Here is a 22,024-nt window from a genome sequence, read left to right on the forward strand (position 1 = left end):
AAATACTGTGTACATAAAAAATAATGAATGGAACGATTCTATATTTTGCCCGTAAGGGTAATACAAGTGAAGCATATTGAAATCTATGATCCAAGGAGCTGGTCATTTGCAATATTACAGACACAGCGCAGAGGAGACGCTTCAGGACGTTCAGAGTTCCACGGACGGGCTCACAACCTCTGAGGCTGCGAAGAGACTGGAGACGGAAGGCTATAACGAGTTAAAGGGAAAAGCCGCAACCCCCATCTGGAAGCTATTTATTGAAAATTTTAAAGATCCCATGGTTATTGTGCTGCTGATCGCGGCCGCTGTTCAGATCGTCCTTGGACACCTGATCGAATCGATAATCATTTTTCTCGTCATTCTGTTAAATGCGGTAATCAGCGTTGTGCAGACCAAAAAGGCCGAAAGTTCTCTGGATGCACTCCGGCAAATGTCTGCTCCCGAAGCCAAAGTCATTCGTGACGGGCAGAAAAAAACGATTCCCGCGCGGGAACTTGTTCCCGGCGATATTGTCTTGCTGGATGCAGGGGATTATGTCCCGGCAGACGGCCGTATTTTGGAATCAGGCAGCTTGCGCATCAACGAAGGCATGCTGACAGGAGAATCCGAAGCAGCAGAGAAACACACAGATGCCATCCCGGAAGAAGCTCCGATCGGTGACCGTCGCAATATGGCATTCAGTGGATCACTGGTGGTGTATGGTCGGGGTACGCTCGTCATTACGGGTACAGCGCTGAAAACGGAAATCGGCAAGATTGCCGAATTGATTGAAAATGCAGAGGCGAAGGAAACTCCATTGCAACGGAAATTGGAATCCTTTAGTAAGAAGCTTGGCTTCTTTATCCTAGGCTTGTCGATTCTTATTTTCGCCATCGAAGCAGGACGTGTCTGGCTAACTGAAGGAACGGAAAATATCGGACCATCCATTGTGAATGCCCTAATGTTCGCAGTTGCCGTTGCTGTCGCTGCCATTCCAGAAGCTCTTTCCTCCATCGTGACGATTGTATTGTCTCTGGGAACGAATAAAATGGCCAAGCAGCACGCCATCATCAGACGTCTTCCTGCCGTGGAAGCCTTGGGTTCTGCCAGTATTATCTGTACTGACAAAACAGGAACGCTCACTCAAAACAAAATGACCGTGGTGGACTATTACATTCCCCATGGCACAAAAGATCAATTCCCCGATGATCCCAAACAGTGGTCTGCAGAGGAACGGCGTTTGTTACATATTGCAGTACTCTGCAATGATTCGAATATTAACCAAGAAGGCAAGGAACTTGGTGATCCCACCGAGGTAGCGCTCATCGCCTTCAGTAACCGGGTTAACAAGGATTACAATGAAATTCGTGACCAGTTTCCGCGTGAAGCCGAACTTCCTTTTGACTCGGATCGGAAATTGATGAGCACTGTGCACACATTTGAAGGGCAGACGGCTTTGCTGACCAAAGGTGGACCGGATGTGCTGTTCAGTCGCTGTAGTCATGTATTTATGAACGGTGAAGTTCAGCCATTGACATCTGAGATTCGCACGCAGTTTGAAGAAAAGAATGAAGCTTTCTCCAAACGGGCCTTCCGTGTGCTAGCCTACGCCTACAAAAAGTTTGATGACAAAAATCAGGTCACGGTAGAGGACGAATATGATCTAACACTTGTTGGTCTGACAGCCATGATTGATCCACCGCGTGAAGCGGTATATGGTTCCATCGAAGAATCCAAGAAGGCAGGCATTCGCACGATCATGATCACTGGCGACCACAAAACAACAGCCCAAGCGATCGGTATTGATATCGGACTTGCAGGCCCGGATGATCTGGCCCTTACCGGAGCAGAGCTGGACAAACTGTCGGATGAAGAACTCGATCAGCAGCTCGAACACATCTCGGTGTATGCACGTGTATCTCCTGAAAATAAAATCCGCATCGTTCGTGCGTGGCAACGCAAAGGCAAGATTGCAGCGATGACCGGAGATGGCGTCAACGACGCACCTGCACTGAAACAGGCAGACATCGGCGTAGCGATGGGCAGCGGGACGGATGTCGCGAAAGACGCGGCAGCCATGATTTTGACGGATGATAACTTTGTCTCCATCGTGAATGCAGTCAGTGTAGGGCGTATGGTATTCGATAATATCAAAAAAGCCATTGCGTACCTGTTTGCAGGAAACCTGGGGGCGATTATCGCCATTTTGTTTGCATTAGTGGTCGGTTGGGTGAACCCCTTCACAGCCCTCCAGCTGCTCTTCATCAATCTGGTGAATGATTCCCTGCCAGCTATTGCACTGGGTACGGAAAAAGCTGAACCGGATGTCATGCGTCGAAAACCGCGGGATATCAACGAAGGCATCTTTGCTGGTGGAACGCTGCAGGCTGTCATTACACGTGGTGTTCTGATCGGAGTGGCTGTCATCGTGTCCCAATATATTGGACTTGGGATCTCGGAGGAAATGAGTGTAGCGATGGCATTTACGACCCTAATTCTGGCACGGAGTCTGCAAACTTTTGCAGCGCGCTCCAACACACAGACGATTTTCCAGGTCGGCTTCACCACCAACAAATATGTCCTCGGCTCCATCCTGGTTTGTCTCTGCCTGTATGGAATCACGCTGATTCCAGGGGTTCGCAGCATCTTCGCCATCCCGGCAGCCTTTGGCTGGAATGAGTTCCTTATCGCAGGGGGACTTGCTCTCGCTGCGGTCATTCTGATGGATGTCATCAAGTGGATTCGCAATCGTGGCACACAAGCTACTGCGTCCTAAAAATGAACACATGCAAAAAACGGCGTCCTGGTCAGGACGTCGTTTTTGTATAGCCACCTTATTTTCCGCGAGATATACTGCACAAGACAGTTACCCCGTTTGATGCCAAAAGCGATCCATCGTCCGTCTACATCTTCAATGACAAATTCCTTGTTATTGTAGTCCGTATGATTTAATGGGCGCACTATTTTCACATCAGCGTTAATGAATTCCTGTTGAAGCTCTTCCTGATTTTTGGTGATAAAGTACGCATCGTACCCGTAACCGTATAATTCCCTGTTGGGTATAACCTTCTGACCATTGCTAAGGGTCAAAATAATTTCGGTATCGTCACGATACAGGCAAACATGAGGTTCCTCGGTATCCAGATACTCAACTACTCTGAAACCTATCTTTTCTTCATAAAATTTAGCCGTTTGCTTAATATCCAATGTAGGAAATATGCTGTGGGACATCAGTAAAAAACGATTCATTCAAATTCTCCTAACATCTAATTTATGTATACACAATGACTATTTTATCTAAATTCAGGAAGAAAGGGTAACAAGACTTATTCAACAAGTGTCTAGCATACGATAATGAAGATCGTCGAATCCGTATGACATTATTGCCATATAATAAGATTGAGCGTAAAATGATTTATTGAATTCATAGACAGGAATGGTTACGTGAAAGATAAAATTGTAATGCCTCTCTGGACTTGCTGCCTGTTTATCGTTGTGATGAACACCACCATGTTTAACGTCTCTTTACCCGTTATTATTCATGATCTTCAGATTACATCGGACCTGGGTTCCTGGGTCATTTCAAGCTACTCGATTGGTTATGCCTTGTCGACGGTGATTTACAGCCGATTGTCTGACCGTATTCCGGTACGCAAATTGTTGACGGTTGGATTGCTTATTCTGGGGTTATCTTCATTACTCGGATTATTTGCGCACAGCTTTGCGATCCTTTTGCTGACACGCATTTTGCAATCTGCGGGTGCAGGGGTCATGGCCGGACTTGGTCTTGTTATCGCGAGCCGCTATATCCCAGTGGAGCGGCGCGGAGCAGCCATCGCACTGATCTCATCAGGCAGTGCCATGGCGTTTGGGCTTGGCCCTATTGTGGGTGGACTCATTAGTGAGTACTGGGGCTGGAATGGACTTTTCGCTATTACGGTGCTTGTCCTGCTTGCGCTGCCCGTACTGCTCTATTTTCTCCCGCGTGAAACGGCCAAACCGGAGAATCCCTTTGATATGTTCGGTGCAGCATTAACCGTGATTAATGCAACTACCCTTCTGGTTGCCATTACTCAGCAGTCATGGTTATGGCTGACCATCGGTGTCATTTCACTTATTGTGCACATCGTGTATATTCGCAGGGCGAGCCTCCCTTTTGTGAATCCACATGTATTCCGAACACCCGGGTTTACCCGGCTACTGCTCATCGGCTTCTGTGTTCTGGTCGTAAATCTGGGCAATTTGTTCCTGATGCCGCTAGTGCTCGCTGATCTGTTTGGCCGTTCGTCGCTGGCTGTTGGTCTGCTGATTGCTCCTGGAGCCATCGTCTCGGCATTCTGTACCCGCTTCGTAGGTCGCTGGATCGACCGTTATGGCAATATGCGTTTTCTGATGATCGGGCACATTTTGCTTGCCGCAGTACTTGCTCTGTTTATGCTGGGTCTGAATCAGTCAGCCCTAATCATCACCGGAGGTTATCTCTTTTTCTCCCCGGCACTCTCCGCCTCGATAGCTTCGCTGAATAATGAAGCATCTCGGATGCTTCCCAAAGCGCAGATCGGTTCCGGTATGGGTTTATTACAGTTGATCCAATTTTTTGGCGGTTCGGTATCCGTCGCTGTCTGCGGGCTGCTGCTTCACGGCATTCCGGGCGTTCCGATAGAGGAAGCCTATCATTATGTATATGGATGTCTGCTCTTGGTCTGTCTGATCTCGCTAGTCATCGTGGTCTGGCATAACAAAGCTGCACGATCAACTTCTACGGTTACGATGACTGAGACTGGGTAGGTTGCAAACTAGGATGTATGTATTTCTATATCATTCAATCAAAACATTCATGTATTCGATTGAGTAAAAGGCCCGCGCATAGCGCGAGCCTTTTGTCGTTCACGAGGATATTCAAACGGTGAATCACTCAACTGGATCACTCGGTCTGGTTTTTAAACAAGCTATGAATGCATTGAAATTATCAGCGATCTCTCGTACATTTTCCTCCAGCAGTTGCTGAGCTTCCTCCGGGGTCTCTGATTCACTCTCAGCATCTTCACGCACCATCGCCTCTTCATGATCCATAACCAGTACGGCAGGAGATTCTGAATTCTTTCGGTAATCCAATAAATAGTTGTTGCCGCTGCTGACACTCCAAGCAAACGGAATAATCCGGCTCGGATCCGGATTCACATCGTCTACCAGATTGATGTTATTTGCAATGAACTGATCATCGAGAGCAGAGAAACGAATTTCCCAATCGATGACCTCTCCATTTTCAATCATATCAAATGCTTGACCGTCGGTCTTCCGTTGGAACTCCAGATATTCGTGCGGAAACACAATGCTGTAATGCTTCTGAATGTTATTGATATTCAAGTTATTCATACTCTCCCTCCCCTACAGCCCTGTCATAGCACATCATTTCCCAACCAATGCTGCTTTCCAGGCTTCCTCCACTGCAACAGGAGCTTTGCTGCTGCTCTCGCCGCCGCCCTCCTCCGTCCAAAGCGGTGGATAATACGCAAATACTTGTCCTGTCTGAAGCTGTCTCATGTCGTTCTGCCAACCCTTCCAACGAAAGGTCTGATAGTACTGCTCCAGATCACCATTAGCCAACCAGTTGATGAAGCCCGAGTAAGCCAGTTCTGTCGATTCCCATTCCAGCGTGTCAGGGGCAAAATAGTATACATGTCCTGTACGGCCATACTTGCCCATATCCATTCCGAAAAACCCACCGGCGGCATCGTAGGCGACGATCATCATGCCTTCCAATGCGGGTACACACAGCTTGTCACCCAAACCATTCCAACGGGTCAGACTCCCAAAAATGCGGTCACCACCCGATCCAAGTAACGTAATCCAGCCATCATCCAACACGATTCCCTCTGTCTCATAGGCAACGGCTCCCAAATAGGATTTGGTGCTTACTTGGAGGCGATAGAGCGTATCCTCTCCGGCCTCCCGCTGTGCAGGAACATAGGTGTACTTATTTTGTCCATGGTCCAATAGCTCCTTGAGTTCCTCCCAAGCGTGATGTTCCCGATCCACTAATTCGCTTACGGATAATTTATGCATGATCATTTCTCCCTTCGATCTACTTTAAATCCAATAAGGCCGTAGTTGCTCCATACGTTCACACTATTCCTTTTATGTTGCAAGCTTCACCCAGATATGCTTGTAGTCAATTTTTCCCCATGCATTTAAGGCAATGCCTTCAAGCATGGGGTGATGCTGGGCTCTCTGAAGACTGTGATACAGAAAGATGACATTCGATGAACTTTTGAGCTTTTCCTGAATGTCCAAAAGCTGCTTCATTCGCTCGTCCGGGCTCGGTTCTCTCATGCATACTGTTAACTTGTCATCCACATATGCGGTCAATTCCGGGCTGAGGTGATTACGCAGAAAACTGAAACGGGATTGATACAGCTCCAGCAGGGTAAGGTCTGCCTGCTCACCAAGCACTTCTCCAGCCATGACCAGATCGGCCTGTGCCAGCACTTGGGGGTCAGCCAGATGCTCAATCGGGAGCTTCACCACATTCAGTTGTACCCCCATCTCCTTGCATCGTCTGCTAATCCACACAGCCGTTTTTTCATTCTCCAACCATTCATACGTGTACAGGTTCAGAGGCTGACCGCCATATTCGGATCCCTGAATCCGTTTTTTTGCTTCATCCAGATCAGAACTCCCTGCGTAATCCTGCTGCGCTCCACTGAGCACAAACCCCTCCGATGCACACTGCCTGAGACCACCCAGTTCCTTAATCATTCGTTCCCGATCCAATCCCAGATCCATGGCCTGACGAAATAAAATATTCTGCTGAATCCCTGCTTTGTTCAGGTTAAAGGTCAGGTAGGTGCTGCCATTCTCCAACTGGCGGAGAGAGGGTTCACTCGTTGATTCTCTACTCGCACCCGAATATAACAGCTGCATATCCCTGCTTGTCCTGTGTGACCCAGGCTGTCCTTCATAGTCCGGCCACACCCACATCTCAATCCGATCCAGATGAGGACGCCCTTCAAAGTAATGGCCATTCGCTTCCAGAACAAGCAGGGATTCATTATTTTTGATCATGCGGAAAGGACCCGTGCCAATCGGCAGTGCTGAGAAACATTCAGCTTTATCGGGACCTCCCAAATCTTCAGGCACGATCGAACAGCGATCCGTACAGAGAAAAGCTGGAAATACCGCATTGGGCTGGGCAAAATAAAAATCAATGCAATATCTCCCGGGAGTCTCTATAGCTTTGATTAAAGAAAAAATCCACTCCGAGGATGTCCTTCCTGACATGCGTTCAAATGTAAATCTCACATCCTGTGCAGTCATTTCCTGACCGTGGTGGAACCGTACTCCCTTACGTAAGTAAAACCGCCACCGGGATGATGAGTCGTCCCATTCCCAATGATGAGCTAGTCCAGGAAGAATACGTTTTTCCTCCGGATCGAATATGAGGAGTGTATCGAAGATCTGCCTTACCCAATGAGATTCAGTACGCCGCTGAACCCACGCAGGGTCCAGATGAGGGACCGGCCGGTAAAAGGGAAAACGCAGTACCTCCCGTTCCTCCCCATCGGTGCGCAAGATGCCCAGCTGTCGTTCCAGCCAATCGGTGAAGTCATCCTTTATTCGCTGCGTACCGGAAGAATCAATTAAACGCCATGCTTCATTAAGCTGCTCATTCTCCACAAGCTGCTTCGCTTTGGCTGCAAGCAGATCCGACACCGATACGTTAAAAGACATTCGGGATACATTGCCTCTTCCTCGACCGGGTATCCATGTCAAATAACCGGATTCCGTCAATTTGTTCAGCACAAGCTGTGCATTACGCCTCGAACAATCCAGCAGTTCAGTGACCTGTTCCATCGTGACTTCTATCATTTCCTGCTCAGGCACACCCTCAAAGTGAGTGCGCAAGATCAGATAATGCTCTTCTGCGTCCATCTTCCCCCTCCTAAAAGGCGAAGTCGACTTGGTGAATGCTTCGCTTTTTCTTCCTCTTTTGCAAAAGTATAATGGACCTCATTACCACACGTAAAGAGGAGATTGTTATCCATGTCTGAAATCAACGTACACGCCACACCTACCACCACACTCGCCACATCCGTATGGAGAAATCCAAGCTTCATCATTCTGTTTGCTGCCAGCGGCATCATTGCTCTTGGCAATCAAATCTATGAATTGGCTCTGCCTCTTATTTTATATGAACTCACAAAGTCTCCTGTAGCGATGTCCACCATGCGTGGCATTGAATTTCTGCCGAACCTGTTTCTCGCCATGTTTATCGGTGTACTGATGGACCGGGTGCATAAGAAATGGTGGTCTATTGGCTCCATCGTGTTACAGGTTATTCTTCTGCTCGCGCTGTTTCTGTCTTTTCAATATGGTCAACCTTCCATTTATGTACTCTACGGATGCGGTTTTATGCTGATGACACTGAGTTATGTTTTTCGCAATGCATCAGCTGGCATGATCAAACAATCGGTGCCTACGCCACTACTAACCTCAGCCAACGCGGCTTTGGGTTTCACCACGACGTTAATTACCATCATGGGTGCCGCCCTATCAGGAATGCTGTTGATGTTATCCAACTTGTATACGGGTCTGTTAATTACCGCCATTCTGCTTGCGATATCCTGTATGATTCTATTACCACTGCACTCCGCACCTGTGTCCAGAGGAACATCTCCTCAGGGCTTCTGGGTGGACTTTAAAGAAGGCTGGATCGAGCTACGTCGCAACCATATGTTACTGGTTATCAGCATTACGGTCATTTTTCTTAATGCGACCTCAGGTATGGTGGATGCAACCGTCATCTTTTATGCCAAAGACACTTTGAAACTGCGTAATCTGGAGCTTGGACTTGTACTATCTGCTGCCGGAGTAGGCGGTTTAATCGGCAGTCTGGTGGTAAGCTCCCTGCGCCGCAAATATTCTGCTGGTGTGCTGATTGTGATGACCACACTGCTTCAAGGTTTCGCCTTTCTGATCCTTGGTTTGTTCCACTCAACCTACGGACTTGCAGTGGGCCTGTTTCTATCTGGTATTTTCCAAACCATCAGCACGATCTGCATCTGGACATTCCGTCAGGAATCCACGCCGCATCACATGATAGGCCGGATCAGCGGGATTACCGGCTCTCTGTTCAAACTCGGCATGCCCTTGGCTATATGGGGAAGTGGCTGGATCTCCGAGCTGTCCAATCCTGCGTTGGTGTTCGGCATAGCCGCAGCAGCCAATGTCATCATTTTTATCTGCTGCCGCTACAGTGTGCTCTGGGACCGAAAATAACAAGCAACATATACAAACAGGTGGCGAGATCACACTCACCACCTGTTTCGTTTCTAAATACCTCTCCCCATTGTGGAATTCTATGAGCATCTTACGCCTTATCTCACCCTTTAAATCTGTTATAATCGAACTTCATAGCTATTTATTAAGGAGGATTCAACTTGTATCGTATAGCTGCAATTGCACTCCTGGCCCTGATCCTGTTCGCAACCGGTTGTCAGAAGGATGAGGCTTCATCCGTCCCTTCTCCCGAGGCCGTGCAGGTACCGGATACCCAGAAGATGTATTACATATCACCCCAAGGAAACGATTTGAACAAAGGAACCATTCAAGCTCCTTGGAAAACGTTGCAGCATGCTGCCGACCATGCTCCCCCGGGAAGCACAGTTTATTTGCGGGAAGGTCTCTATCACCAAAAAGTTAAAATCACCAGAAGCGGTAATTCATCAGGCAATCCAACCCTGTTTTCCAGCTATCCACAGGAGAAGGCCATCATTGATGGTGAAGGTCTGTCGGTACGCGGCATAGAGGGTCTGATTGAAGTCGAAAATGCCAGCTATATTACGATTCAAAATCTCGAAATCCGCAACTTTACAACCTCACTTCGGGGACAAGTGCCTACTGGAATATATATTCACGGGGCAGGAGAACACATTCAACTGCTGGGCAACACCATTCATTCCATTGCAAATGAGGCTAAACCTTCAGGACCCAATTTACAAGGTAGAGATGCCCATGGAATCGCGATATATGGTACGGAGCATCCCCAAGCATTGCGGGACATCATTATCAAGGATAATGAATTGTATAATCTCGTGCTAGGCTCAAGTGAGTCACTCGCAGTCAACGGAAATGTGGATACGTTTGCCATACTGGACAATACGATCCATGATACGGACAACATCGGCATTGATCTGATTGGGTATGAGGGAACTTCGGAGGACGATACTTATGATCTGGCGCGAAACGGGATCGTACGGGGCAATGAGGTCTATAATATCTCTTCCAATCTTAATCCGTCCTATGGAACAACACTCCCTAATGATAGCAATTCAGCAGGAGGAATCTACGTGGATGGAGGCAAAAATCATATCATCGACCACAATCGGGTATATCGCAACGATATCGGGATCGAGATTGCTTCGGAGCATGCCGGACGTTCGACCAGCAACATTACGTTGCAGGATAATCTGATTTTTCATAACAGACTTACAGGCATCGCCATGGGCGGCTATGATGAGCAGCGCGGCTCTACCGAGGACAGTACGATTATGTACAATACATTAGTGGATAACGACCTGCTGGATGCAGGCAATGGGCAGTTATTCCTGCAAGCCCAAACGAAGAACAATACGTTCAAACGAAACATTCTCGTATCGGGCAGCTCTGACGTGCTCATTTACAATGAATACACCAGTAATTCGGGGAATGTGTTTGATTATAATGTGTACTACTCCCCTGCACCACAAGAAGAGGCCCTGTGGGTCTGGAAAAACACGGAGTATTCCGGCTTTACCTCCTACACGGTGGGATCAGGAAATGACGTACATTCATTGTATGTGAACCCCCAATTTGTAGATGAGGCCAACGAAGATTTCACTCTCCAAGCCAATTCACCTGCCAAGGAAAATGGATTTATGAGCCATGAATAGATTGATATGATTCCAATTGGTGAAACTCTAAGCAAGACGAAAAAACGCTCAGCCATGATGGTGGTTGAGCGTTTTTCGTCTTTAGAATTTGAAGTACGGGCTTAACGAAGCAAATTATTATTCAGCGTCGTCGGTTATTTTTTCGACCAGTTTCCGCAAGCCATGATTGGTTTCGTTCAATTGATCAATTACATTCATAAACTCTGTGACCAGTTTGGCCTGTTCTTGTGAAGAAACTGAAATCTGGGCAATCTCCTGCTCCATATTCAGTACGGACTTTTTCACAGCGTCAAGAGACTGCTCAATCCGTCCCGTGGCTTCTTTGGTACCTGTGGACATTTTACGGATTTCTGTGGCTACTACTCCAAAGCCTGCGCCGGCTTCACCCACCCGCGCCGCTTCAATTGCAGCATTTAAACCTAGCAGATTGGTCTGTTCTGAAATTTCTTTTATGTAACTAACCACTTCGTTCACATTACTGGAATCTTCAACCGCACGTTTCGTATTGCTCAAAATTTCTTCCGAGGTTGCACTCAACTCTTCCGAATGAGCAGCTACATGCTGGATACCCTCAATCAGTCTGCTTGTAACTTCTCCTGCCTGATTCATCAGTTTTTTCAATTGATCCTGGGTATCCATACTATATGTAATGCAAAGGACTGCTTCTATCTCGTTCTGTTCATTCTTAATCGGAAGGAAATAAGAATCCGTGGCGATACCAAAAACCTCAGCCGGATAATGCTCCCTTGTCTTGGATTCATTCTTTAACATTTTAAAGTCTCTGTGTATATCTGCAATTGGGTCTCCTGCCTTGAAATCATATTTCAAAGCGTTGCCGGATTCGAAAAACAGGAACTTTTCCCGGTCCATGACCGATATGGAGACATCCTGACGTGTAGCTTCGCGAATAAATGGTATTGCAGCCAAAACAGCCTCAACCTGATTCATAATAATATATTCACTTCCTCTAATAGAGATAGTAGTGCTGAATATTATATCGACAGTTATTAATCAATTATGAAGGTTTACTACCATTACTCGCTGCTTCGGCTGCATGGGTCACCCGATTTCGCCCACCTGTTTTGGAGGCATAAAGCGCCTGGTCCGCTTTTTGAAACAAAGACTGTTCTGTATCTTCCTGCGAAACCGTAGCCGCGCCAATACTCACTGTAATGTTATACTCGCCCCAATCGGCAGAAGCGACCTGTGAACGGTATCTCTCTGCTATAGTCACAGCTTGCTGTCGATCACAATCCGCAAGAATAATGACAAATTCTTCTCCGCCATAACGCGCCACCACGTCCGTGCTCCGTGACACCGATTGCAACAAGCCTGCCAGGTTACCCAGAACCAGATCTCCAATCGGATGTCCATACGTATCGTTGATATGCTTAAAATGGTCAATATCAACGACCAGAAGGGAGAAAACACACTGAGTTTCCTGGAAGCGAGCCAAACTTCCCAGCATTTTATCCTGAAAAAATCTGCGGTTCTTGAGTCCCGTAAGCAGATCCGTCGAGGCCATCGTCTCCAGCTGATCATTTACTTTAATCAATGCCTGCTGCTTCACTTTATATTCTTCGTGCAATCGTTCAAGCTCCTGGTTCGCCTCATTTGTGGCTTGATATAGTTCCTGAAGCTTTGTTTTGGTGTTCATTATATCCTTCTCATGTTCAATTCGCTTGCGCATGACAACTACAACACAGTCGATTACGCTCTCTCCATTGCGTGTCCGGCGAACCCCGTTCAGAAGAACCGGAACATCCTGTTGGTCGCTGGTCCGAAACGAGAAGTACATCTCATCCACATGTCCATATAACTGAATGTAGGGATAGAAATACGTATGAAAAAAAAGTTTGTTGGTCACCGACATGGTTGACTCGATATGCCGTCCCAGCAGTTCGTTGCGTTCATATCCCAGCAGAGTCAGCAGGGTTTGATTGATGGATTGAATAATTCCTGAATCAGCGATTGAGAAATAGCCACATGGAGCCATATCTAATTGAATATCCATTGAAATAATTGCCTTTCCTCTCATTTTACTTTACACGCTCTGCAAATACTCTTTAATGAAGCGGCTTGTCTCTTCAGGCTGACTTAAATGTGGATAATGCCCCTTCGCCGTCATCTGTTGAAGTCTACTGTTCTTCAGATGCGCATGCAAGTAATCCCCCACTTCAACGGGAGCGATGCTGTCATCCGAGCATTGAAGAATGAGCGTAGGTACCGAGGCCCGCTCCAATTCATTCCGACAATCCGAGAAAAACGTCACCTCCGCAAATTGTCTAGCAATATGCGGATCTCTCGAACAGAAGCTTTTTTCCAACTCGTCCGTCAGCTCTTTCCGTTCCGGATTCTGCATAACAATCGGAGCGAGATAGCTGGCCCAACCAATAAAGTTCATCTGCATCATTTCCAGCAGCTCATCAATGTCACGCCGATCAAATCCGCCATAATAACCCGGAAGATCGTTTACATAACGCGGGGAAGGCCCCAACATGACGATTTGCTTGAAATATTTAGGTTCATGAATGGAAGCAAGCATGCCAATCATGCTGCTGACCGAGTGTCCAACAAATATGACATCACTCAAGTCGAGCGCTTCCATAATCTCTAGCACATCCTGGGCATATCCTTGAAGATCACTGTATTTGTTTGGATCATAATAGTTAATTTGAGATTCACCTGAGCCTACATAATCGAATAAAACAACTCGGTAGTTCTCCGTAAAACTCGGAACAATATAGCGCCACATATCCTGATCACACCCAAACCCATGTGCAAAGATAATCGTTTGGCTGCCTTTTCCCAGCACTTTCACATTGTTACGTACGAGGACGTCAATCGTCATCCAAATCACCTCTCTGAGGTAGTATCTTTTGCTATGACCTATCTGGTTATTATATCGGAAATTGTTGGGTTATGGATAAGAAATATTAATATTCATTACTTTGGATACATAAAGAACAATCCACTTTGTATGCCAAAAGGCCCTCTCATCACGAAAGGGCTCTTTGTACTTATTTTTTATTCTTGGCTATTTTACAGTGAGAATCACACGTTGATAATGCTTCAACTGATGCTCCCCATTATCAATTAAAATGTTTAGTTGAATTTGTATAACCAGGGTGTAAGCTTTTCCCATTTTGATATATGATAATGCTTATGATTATGCTTATGACTATGAGTGAATGTAACTGCTTAAAAATAATCCTAACACCAGGAGGGATCAGACACCGATGGAACAGCTGAATGCCGCCCTAATCCGTTTTGTTGAGCAGCAAGATTTATATAATGAAGCATATGGACTTTTCAAAAATCATGATCTGCGTCCTCGTGAACAACACCGCCAGCCGGAAGTGGACGAACGAATCCCGCTCTCTCCAGAGCTGCAATATCTGTACAGCCACTACGAGATGATGGATGAACAGGCCAACGGCACACTCAAAATGAAAAATGCAGCTGTCGAGATCGGTGATGCAGCTCTAATCTTCTTTGTTGCACCTGAACATCTCTATCGTCAACAACTGGGGCACCGCTGGATCGGAATGAACGAACCTTATGAGGAGTCAGACTCTTGGCAAAAAAATCATGTTGTCATCGCAAATTTTAACGATGATCCAATAATCGTTGATACAGCTGCACCGGACTCACCGGTATATGCTGCTTTTGCAGGTGAAGAACCTCAGCTTATTGCCGATTCATTAACAGACTTTTTCAATGCACTGGCCATCCTGATTGAAGCTGCACGGACCCATACCGGGGAATTGAAGGACGAGGAAACTTATGAAACCATACCCGAATATCTGGAGCATGTCGAACCTATATTGAATGATTTACTGGGAGAAGAGCATACTGCACATTTATTCGAGTATTTGTCATTTCGTTAAAAGTAAAGGATCACAAGATACGGAGGGTTGAATCATGATTTATGTTGCTTTGCTGCGGGGCATTAATGTGGGCGGGAATAACAAAATCAATATGAAGCAGTTAAAAGAAACGTTTGAGCAAGCCGGCTTGCTGGATGTGGTGACATATATCAACTCAGGAAATATTATCTTTGCCGATCATCAGGAACGCGTGGATGCGAATACAGAATTATCCCAGATTCTTGAACAAGCCATAGCTGTCGATTTTGGCTTACAGATCAAAGTGATGGTACGTAATTTGGATGAAGTCCGAACTGTTATTCAGGCACTACCGGAGGACTGGAAAAATGATGCCACGGCCAAAAGTGATGTCATGTTCCTCTGGGATGAAGTGGATGATGCATCCGTTCTGGACAAACTGCCCATCAAACCGGAGATCGGCACATTGCTATATGTTCCCGGAGCCATTTTATATTCCGTCAGTAAAGAACTTGTTACCAAAAGTGGTATGAACAAGCTCATAGGCTCCAAGGTCTACAAATATATGACGGTTCGGAACGTGAACACGACCCGCCAGATTTACAAGCTGATGCAGGTTGCGGCTGAGAAGTAACGTGAATCAGCTGATATTGAGCTCTCCCAATGACCCAGAAATAGACTGTAAATGTTCAATCAGACTGGTTAAATAAAGATGTGAAAATTCCCCAGGAGAGGGCCCGGGGAATATCATCAAGAACGCTTCCTGCTTGCTGCCTGCCATGAAGGATGGATAACGCTCCTGTATTTATATGTGTCAGTCAATCTGAATGCTTTTTCGGCTGTGATCTTCACCCGGCAGTTTCGGAATGTCGAGCTCCAGCAATCCATTTTCCAATCTGGCTTTGATGTTTTCCTCATCAATATGCTCCACATAGAAACGTCGGATAAATTCACCTGAACGTCGCTCCTGCCGAATGATTCGATTCGTATCATCCTTCTGCTCAGTCATTTCATTCCGTTTGGCACGGATGATCAGTTCATTACCTTCAACCTGAATGTCTATATCCTCTTTGGCGATGCCGGGAAGCTCGGCTTTTACCACGTATTTGTTTTCTTCTTCGCGAATATCGGTCCGAAATGACTGTACACCGGTTCCGAATGGAGAGAGGAATGGAGACTCAACCATGTCATTGAAGGATTTCAGCATGTGTCCGAACAAGTCTTCATTTCGTTTGCGAAACGGAATCAGATCAAACATCAAAATCAGCTCCTTATGTGTGGTTGGTTTAGTTGTTGCTTACACGTCTAATTATAAAATCGATCCCTAAATTGCTCAAAATCCGTTAAAGCTCAAAAAGAACGATTTTTCCAAGCCACGACTCATTCCCTTAAAATAGATTCTGCTTTCTTTAATTTTGACCTTTTTTGACCTTCTGGCTTTATCTGACTATGATGCAGAACGTGTAGTCTCCTTTGCCTGCACTGGACCAGATTGATCTTTTTTAATGCCCAGCATAATAATACCCATGATGACAACCAACAGAGCTACCAGCATGAATGGAATATGTTTATCCACCTGATACAACGTTGTTGTGAGTAAAGGGGTAATTACGGCAGATATGCCCTGAATCGCTGCAACCAATCCGGCTGCGCCGCCCTGCTGTTCTTTGCTAACCGAAAGAGAAGCTCCCGCCATGAAACCAGGCATCATCAGACCCGAGCCCATGCCGAATAGGAAGAATGAGAGATAATAGACAACCAATTGACTGGAGATCAGAAACAAAACCATACTTGCGAGCAGAAAAAGGGACCCGAGTAAAATCATCGGCCGCGGCTGCCATTTCAACCACTTCATCTGGATTACCTGCATGATCAGCATCGCAGCCCCGGAGAACATCAGTCCGAACGAAACCATTCGGGCTGTAGCCCCTGGAGATAATGCGAGTTGATCCTGAAAATAAAATCCACCGACAACCTGTACCGTCATAATGCCAATCATCGTAACTAACCCGGCAGCAAGATACATACGCAAACCGCGTTGGAGCGGGTTAACCTTGGGCGCTTTCTCCTGAATGACCGGCTTGGCAGCAGGAATGAGCAACAACGCAATGATAAACGCCGCTACCGCAATAAAAATACCAAAATAAAGCGGCCACAGGAGACCGATAATGGTAAAAGCGCCTGCAATCGCAGGGCCAAATACAAGCCCCAGCCCATTGGCGGCACTAATAATCGCCATCCCGCTTCCCCGCTCTTCTCCTTCCGTCACATCTCCCATATATGCCTGAGAAGAGGATAACACTGCCGGAATGAACATACCGATCAAGCTCCGCGTTACAATTAGAACGGTTAACAGAAGTCCCCCTCCGATCCACGCATTTAATCCACTGTACATCGCCAATGCAAACAACGCACAGCTTATGGACATACCTATGAATCCAATCAATATGATGGGTTTTCTGCCTTTCAGATCACTGAACCTGCCCCATACCGGACCCATCACAGCCATGGCAATGGACCCGAGTGAAATAATGAGTCCGGAATGACTTTCTTTCATCCCCAGTTCCCGAATAAGCGGCGGCATAATGGGAGCAATAAGCATAAGACCCAACATCGCTGCAAATACGCTAAAAAAGATACTTCCTCTGATTCTGTTCACGCTCATACACTCCTTTATTTTTCAGTACAGTATCCACTGTACCTGGAGTATATAAGGCTGAGAGAATCTCGACTGCCTCCATACGGAACAATTAACGGTTAGACGGATTATTAATATATTTTTTTCATTTCCGATGGCTTCACGCCGAATTTACGATAGAATTGCTGAGAAAAGGCACTGATATTGCTGTAACCAACTGCTATCGCTGCCTCAGTGACGTTGTTTTCTTGACTACGCAGCAATTTCATAGCGTTGTCGAGACGAATCTGGCGTAAATATTCAAATACGGTAGTGCCAAACAGCGCTTTGAAGCCTTTTTTCAATTTGAAATCGTTCAGACCCACCTGTTTGGACAACGCCAGAAGGGATGGAGGGTCTACCATGCATGCCTCCATAATCTCCCGGGCGGTATGCAACTTCCGTATATCCTCTCTGGAGAATCCTGAAGGGATAGGCGCCAGATCAAACAGCTGAATCATAAACCGATTCAATATCTCCAATGCGGTCGCTTCCATCATTAAGGAAGATCTATAGGGATTGTTCAATTCCACAATCAGACTGTCAATCATCGTTCGAATTCTGTGATCCAGCTGAAATATAATCGGTTTGAACACACAATGTCCTAAAATGTCCTGAAACCGAATGGACTGGCTCGTTGCCAATTGTGCGCCCGCATAATTGAACAACGAGATCGGAATTCCGATGGCAAAAGAAGTATAGTTCTCCTGCACAGGCGGATGGAACCAGGCTTCAAAATCACGCAACATAATGAGTGCTCCCTGCCCAGTGGCCAGCGTATATTCCTGACCAGATATATCTACGTAACGTGCACCTGACAAGGCAAATTGCAGCTCAATGATAGGAATATTCGACGCAAAGAACGTAGAGCATGGTTCACTATATTTAATCTGAGAATACACAATTTCGATACCACTATACGTGGTTACTCTTTTTATATTTCCACTGCCCGCTTTAGCAGAGAGCAGGTACGTATTTTCATCTTGCTGACTGAATGGTTCCTGCGTTAAGTAATGCTGGTATACGACAGCTAACGAATCGAAACCCATGTGTTCTCACCTCGTCTATAACTTGATCATGACTCTCAGATAGAGATTTGTTTAATTGAGAATAATTCTCAATAATTCTACCTCAATTTCTGCTTTTAGACCAGCCCCATGACGAGATCACTATTCTACATACGAAAAAAAACCAGAAACCACCTATAGATATGGTATTTTCACATTGAAGAATGAGGAGATACGCCTGCAACTAAAAAAGAACACGAGAGAGCATTCTCTCGTGTCCTTTCACATGACTTACTCCCAGAAAAAACGTCCGGCAAATACCTTCTCCGTCAGCAACTTGTATGTCTCGTCTGGCAATTCTTTTTTCATTTTCGCCATTACGACATCCTTGCCTCCATTATATTGCGTAGACATGCCGATCTCAGCTGTGGGAATGCTTGCGTCCAAGCGCATAATTGGTGCTTCGGCGTCTTTTGACCAAGGTGTCCATTCTGCCAACTCCGAGGATCCACCACGACCCGGGTTACCTGTGTAAAGGAACTGCTTCAAATATGCTGCCATCGCGCCAGACAATGCCTCACGGCCAGGTTTGTTCTGTTCACTAAAATAACCTTCAGGGAAAAGGGCGACGACGCCGTCTGCGTGTCCTGTGTAAAAGTCCATATCCGCGCCATGTGGTGCGCCCAGCAATGTTTGCAGTCTTTCGGAAATGACCCCAGCCTGTGTTCCCCATGCAAAACGATAGGCGTATACGGGTGGCTGTCCTGCTTCACTCGTAAGGCGTTCAGCTACCCGCTCTGTATTAAAGCCTGCATAAACCTCACTGCCGTAATTCAGAGCTGCGGCATACTGTTTCGCCTTGGTCTCATCTGTAAACAGAGTTTCATCATGAAATGAGGGTACAAAGTATGGATCACCGAAAGCAAAGCTGGAAAACTCGGTTTCCAAACTGCCCAGCAGAACAGGCACTTGTGCATAATTACCGCTGTTGATGGCATCGAATCCCTCTTTCGGAATAACTGTACCGTCACGGAACAGTTGTGGGAATGGCTGCATACGAATCGCCGTTGAACCATATACAGTGACCAACTTGTCCGCAGGCAACTCACGCAAATAACTCGCCAGTTGTGCCTGAGACTGCATGCCGATCCATGTTCTCGCATGTTCAATAGAGGTCATTGTACCCTCTTGCACGAGCAATTTCACAAGTGCATGCTCGGATTTTTGCTCTCCTTCCTCCGGTGCAGCCGTGGTCAGGCCACCACTGAACGCAGCTGCTTTCTGAAATAACCCTTTGCTTAGCGGAGAGATTAATGCTGCCAGAACATTACGTGCTCCTGCCGACTGCCCGGCCAACGTAACATTGCCTGTATCTCCGCCAAATCCCTCGATATTATCCTGTACCCACTGGAGTGCACGGAATGCATCAAGCAAGCCATAGTTGCCCGAATCATCAAGAGGATTTCCGGTTTTCAATGCAGCATTTTGAAAGAACCCAAGAGCTCCCAAACGATAGTTCACCGATATGATAATGCTGTTCGTGTTACGCGCAAGCTGTTCACCCTGAAAATCCTTGCCTGATCCGGTCATATTCCCGCCGCCGTGCAGAAACACCATTACCGGAAGCTTGGAACTGGTTGTATTCGGACGCCAAATATTGAGATACAGTGAGTCTTCACTTCCGGCTATCGTTTCGCCGGATAACTGCAAGCTGCACGCAGCAAATTCCTTGGCTGTTCGAGTCCCGGTCCATGCATCCGGTTCACACGGCGCTTTCCAGCGTAATGCACCTACCGGAGGTGCTGCATAAGGAACGCCTAACCAGCCGAGCGTACCGTATTGTTCATAGATTTTTCCGTCAATGGCTCCATATTTTGTCTGCTGCAATGTTTGAGGTTTTAACCCCTGATCTTGTTTATGTTTCATCCAACTCTGCTCCAAGGTTCCAACGCCATTTTTGAGCTGTGCCTGTGAAGCTTATGCAGTCTCCTCAGTACGTTCGCTCATACTCCTGCCTTGAAGCGCGTTCACCTCCTTAACTGATATGTAAGTGAAAGCCTCTCCTTGGTTGTAGTTATATCTTTCTAGCGCGTCCGAGCCAATCTCTCCAGCAGTTCTACCGCAGGAGCCAACACTGCTTCATCAATATCGAATTCCGGATGGTGATGCGGAGCAGGCAGCTCGCTGCCAATAATCATATACGTTGCTTTCCCACCTTGTTCCTGTACGCGCCGAATCATGTAGCTGGCATCCTCACTTCCAAGTGAAGCACCATCCGAAATAGCCTCCGCATGGGTAAATCCTGCGATGCCTTCAGTTTGCTGCACAACAAGCTCTGCAAGCTCCATATCACAGTGAATAGGGACTGCACCGCCAATGACTTCAACCATAGAGCTCAACTCATGCATCGCTGCGCTGTGCTCGATGATCTGACGCACCCGTCGCTCCAGCTCACGATTCGTTTCTTCTGTCGTTGAACGGGTTTCAATCACCATCCGTGCGTGCTCGGGAATAATATTGGCCCCTGTTCCGCCTTCAAGAATACCCACATTAATGCGTGTATCTGCCGTGCTAAACCGAGGCAACGCATGAATATTAAGGAGTGCTGTAGAGGCTCCCAGCAAAGCATTCCGTCCTTCCTCCGGTGTAGCTCCTGCATGAGAAGACACACCTGTAAAATGGGCTTCCAGCTTGGTCGTTGCCAGGAATCCAGCAGACGCCCCTCTGACATGACCGGATGGCACACCTGTACCCAGATGTATGCAGAACAGACGGTCCACCTGTTCCAGCATGCCTTTTCCGACCATGGCATACGCACCACGCACACCTTCTTCAGCAGGCTGGAACAGCAGACGGATCTTCCCGGGGAACTTTCGGTTACTCAAACGTTCTGCAAGTGCAAGCCCAATGGCTGTATGTCCATCGTGCGCGCAAGCGTGCATAATGCCTTCATGACTGGAGCGGAATTGCCCCGCTTGTGGTATATGTTTATCTGACTTGCTCTCACGGATCGGAAGTGCATCCATATCGAAGCGGAACGCCGTTGTTGGTCCTTCCTGTTCTCCTTGTAACTCAGCGACAACTGCCGTAAATCCCCCTCGCATCTGCTGCACAATCGCTGGATCTGCCCCTTCATCGATGGCACGCTGATATGCATCTTCCAACACTTCAGGCTTTGGCAGACCTCGCCGCGATGTGTCATCAATGGCATCTTTTCCATAAGTCACACGGTAACCCAGTTCCGTTAACATCTGCACGACTTTTGCAGCCGTACGAAATTCGGTGAATCCCAGCTCGGGATATTTGTGAAGGTCTCGTCGAAGCGCAATAATATCAATCATGGTCACTCACCTCTCTCATCAAGCTCTCTATTTCATCATGCATACACCTTTACACTACGAATTCTATACCTTAGCTCGCTAATCCTGTTTCGCGATTCTTCTAATCAAGTACTTCACACCCCTACTGAGAGAAAGCTTCTTGCTGCATATCTGCTGCCCCTCTATCCTTCAACAAAAAAGCGCCGGCTGATTGAAACACCTTATCCCTTCCATAATGAGATGACGAATATCCAAAACC

The 22,024-nt window shown here is 46.8% G+C and carries 18 protein-coding genes; 6 read left to right on the top strand and 12 right to left on the bottom strand.

The genetic code is table 11. The annotated features are described in order from the left end of the window. Nucleotides 1-106 precede the first annotated feature (106 nt). Complete coding sequence (locus HP548_RS26080; protein ID WP_175383237.1) at nucleotides 107-2,758, top strand: cation-translocating P-type ATPase; 2,652 nt, start codon at nucleotides 107-109, stop codon at nucleotides 2,756-2,758. Here HP548_RS26080 and HP548_RS26085 read toward each other — a convergent pair. Next, complete coding sequence (locus HP548_RS26085; protein ID WP_175383238.1) at nucleotides 2,755-3,231, bottom strand: VOC family protein; 477 nt, start codon at nucleotides 3,229-3,231, stop codon at nucleotides 2,755-2,757. The genes HP548_RS26080 and HP548_RS26085 overlap by 4 nt on opposite strands. A 195-nt stretch (nucleotides 3,232-3,426) precedes the next feature. On the opposite strand from HP548_RS26085, the gene HP548_RS26090 reads away from it, so the two are divergent. Next, nucleotides 3,427-4,770 (top strand): MFS transporter, encoded by a 1,344-nt coding sequence (locus HP548_RS26090; protein ID WP_175383239.1) that lies wholly within the window; start codon nucleotides 3,427-3,429, stop codon nucleotides 4,768-4,770. 123 nt (nucleotides 4,771-4,893) lie between these two features. Here HP548_RS26090 and HP548_RS26095 read toward each other — a convergent pair whose 3' ends face one another. From HP548_RS26095 to HP548_RS26105, 3 genes are all read right to left on the bottom strand, one after another. After that, a complete protein-coding gene (locus HP548_RS26095; protein WP_099857163.1) occupies nucleotides 4,894-5,358 on the bottom strand; it encodes an SMI1/KNR4 family protein in 465 nt (154 codons plus the stop codon). A gap of 33 nt (nucleotides 5,359-5,391) precedes the next feature. Further along, nucleotides 5,392-6,048 carry a DUF2625 family protein gene (locus HP548_RS26100; RefSeq protein ID WP_175383240.1) on the bottom strand — a complete coding sequence of 219 codons (657 nt, stop codon included), beginning with the start codon at nucleotides 6,046-6,048 and terminating at the stop codon, nucleotides 5,392-5,394. Nucleotides 6,049-6,120: 72 nt separating this feature from the next. Continuing rightward, entirely contained in the window at nucleotides 6,121-7,914 is a 1,794-nt protein-coding gene (locus HP548_RS26105) for an SgrR family transcriptional regulator (RefSeq protein WP_175383241.1), read from the bottom strand. A 111-nt stretch (nucleotides 7,915-8,025) separates the two neighbouring features. On the opposite strand from HP548_RS26105, the gene HP548_RS26110 reads away from it, so the two are divergent. Further along, the gene (locus tag HP548_RS26110) at nucleotides 8,026-9,261 is read left to right on the top strand and encodes an MFS transporter (protein WP_175383242.1); all 1,236 of its coding nucleotides are present in this window, start codon (nucleotides 8,026-8,028) and stop codon (nucleotides 9,259-9,261) included. 161 nt (nucleotides 9,262-9,422) lie between these two features. Next, nucleotides 9,423-10,913, top strand: coding sequence for a right-handed parallel beta-helix repeat-containing protein (locus HP548_RS26115; protein ID WP_175383243.1), 1,491 nt, complete (start codon nucleotides 9,423-9,425; stop codon nucleotides 10,911-10,913). A 117-nt stretch (nucleotides 10,914-11,030) separates the two neighbouring features. Here HP548_RS26115 and HP548_RS26120 read toward each other — a convergent pair whose 3' ends face one another. From HP548_RS26120 to HP548_RS26130, 3 genes are all read right to left on the bottom strand, one after another. Continuing rightward, nucleotides 11,031-11,861, bottom strand: coding sequence for a methyl-accepting chemotaxis protein (locus tag HP548_RS26120; protein ID WP_099857154.1), 831 nt, complete (start codon nucleotides 11,859-11,861; stop codon nucleotides 11,031-11,033). A 67-nt stretch (nucleotides 11,862-11,928) separates the two neighbouring features. Further along, a complete protein-coding gene (locus HP548_RS26125) occupies nucleotides 11,929-12,927 on the bottom strand; it encodes a sensor domain-containing diguanylate cyclase (RefSeq protein ID WP_076287966.1) in 999 nt (332 codons plus the stop codon). Between the two features lie 30 nt (nucleotides 12,928-12,957). After that, a complete protein-coding gene (locus HP548_RS26130) occupies nucleotides 12,958-13,764 on the bottom strand; it encodes an alpha/beta fold hydrolase (RefSeq protein WP_076287965.1) in 807 nt (268 codons plus the stop codon). A gap of 388 nt (nucleotides 13,765-14,152) precedes the next feature. Here HP548_RS26130 and HP548_RS26135 point away from each other — a divergent pair, with 388 nt between their 5' ends. Both HP548_RS26135 and HP548_RS26140 read left to right on the top strand, forming a co-directional pair. Further along, nucleotides 14,153-14,803 (top strand): hypothetical protein, encoded by a 651-nt coding sequence (locus HP548_RS26135; RefSeq protein WP_076287964.1) that lies wholly within the window; start codon nucleotides 14,153-14,155, stop codon nucleotides 14,801-14,803. A gap of 34 nt (nucleotides 14,804-14,837) precedes the next feature. Continuing rightward, complete coding sequence (locus tag HP548_RS26140; RefSeq protein WP_175383244.1) at nucleotides 14,838-15,395, top strand: DUF1697 domain-containing protein; 558 nt, start codon at nucleotides 14,838-14,840, stop codon at nucleotides 15,393-15,395. A 180-nt stretch (nucleotides 15,396-15,575) separates the two neighbouring features. Here HP548_RS26140 and HP548_RS26145 read toward each other — a convergent pair whose 3' ends face one another. The 5 genes from HP548_RS26145 to HP548_RS26165 all read right to left on the bottom strand — a co-directional run bounded on the left by HP548_RS26145 (nucleotide 15,576) and on the right by HP548_RS26165 (nucleotide 21,786). Next, nucleotides 15,576-16,019, bottom strand: a complete 444-nt coding sequence (locus HP548_RS26145) for an Hsp20/alpha crystallin family protein (protein ID WP_099857144.1) — start codon at nucleotides 16,017-16,019, stop codon at nucleotides 15,576-15,578. Between the two features lie 189 nt (nucleotides 16,020-16,208). Next, nucleotides 16,209-17,420, bottom strand: coding sequence for an MFS transporter (locus tag HP548_RS26150; RefSeq protein ID WP_175383245.1), 1,212 nt, complete (start codon nucleotides 17,418-17,420; stop codon nucleotides 16,209-16,211). Nucleotides 17,421-17,530: 110 nt separating this feature from the next. Continuing rightward, nucleotides 17,531-18,487 (bottom strand): helix-turn-helix transcriptional regulator, encoded by a 957-nt coding sequence (locus HP548_RS26155; RefSeq protein WP_175383246.1) that lies wholly within the window; start codon nucleotides 18,485-18,487, stop codon nucleotides 17,531-17,533. A 249-nt stretch (nucleotides 18,488-18,736) separates the two neighbouring features. Continuing rightward, entirely contained in the window at nucleotides 18,737-20,371 is a 1,635-nt protein-coding gene (locus HP548_RS26160; RefSeq protein WP_175383247.1) for a carboxylesterase/lipase family protein, read from the bottom strand. A 158-nt stretch (nucleotides 20,372-20,529) separates the two neighbouring features. After that, nucleotides 20,530-21,786 carry an amidohydrolase gene (locus HP548_RS26165; RefSeq protein WP_175383427.1) on the bottom strand — a complete coding sequence of 419 codons (1,257 nt, stop codon included), beginning with the start codon at nucleotides 21,784-21,786 and terminating at the stop codon, nucleotides 20,530-20,532. Nucleotides 21,787-22,024 lie beyond the last annotated feature (238 nt).

It is taken from the genome of Paenibacillus taichungensis (assembly GCF_013359905.1).
Classification (GTDB): Bacteria; Bacillota; Bacilli; order Paenibacillales; family Paenibacillaceae; genus Paenibacillus; species Paenibacillus taichungensis.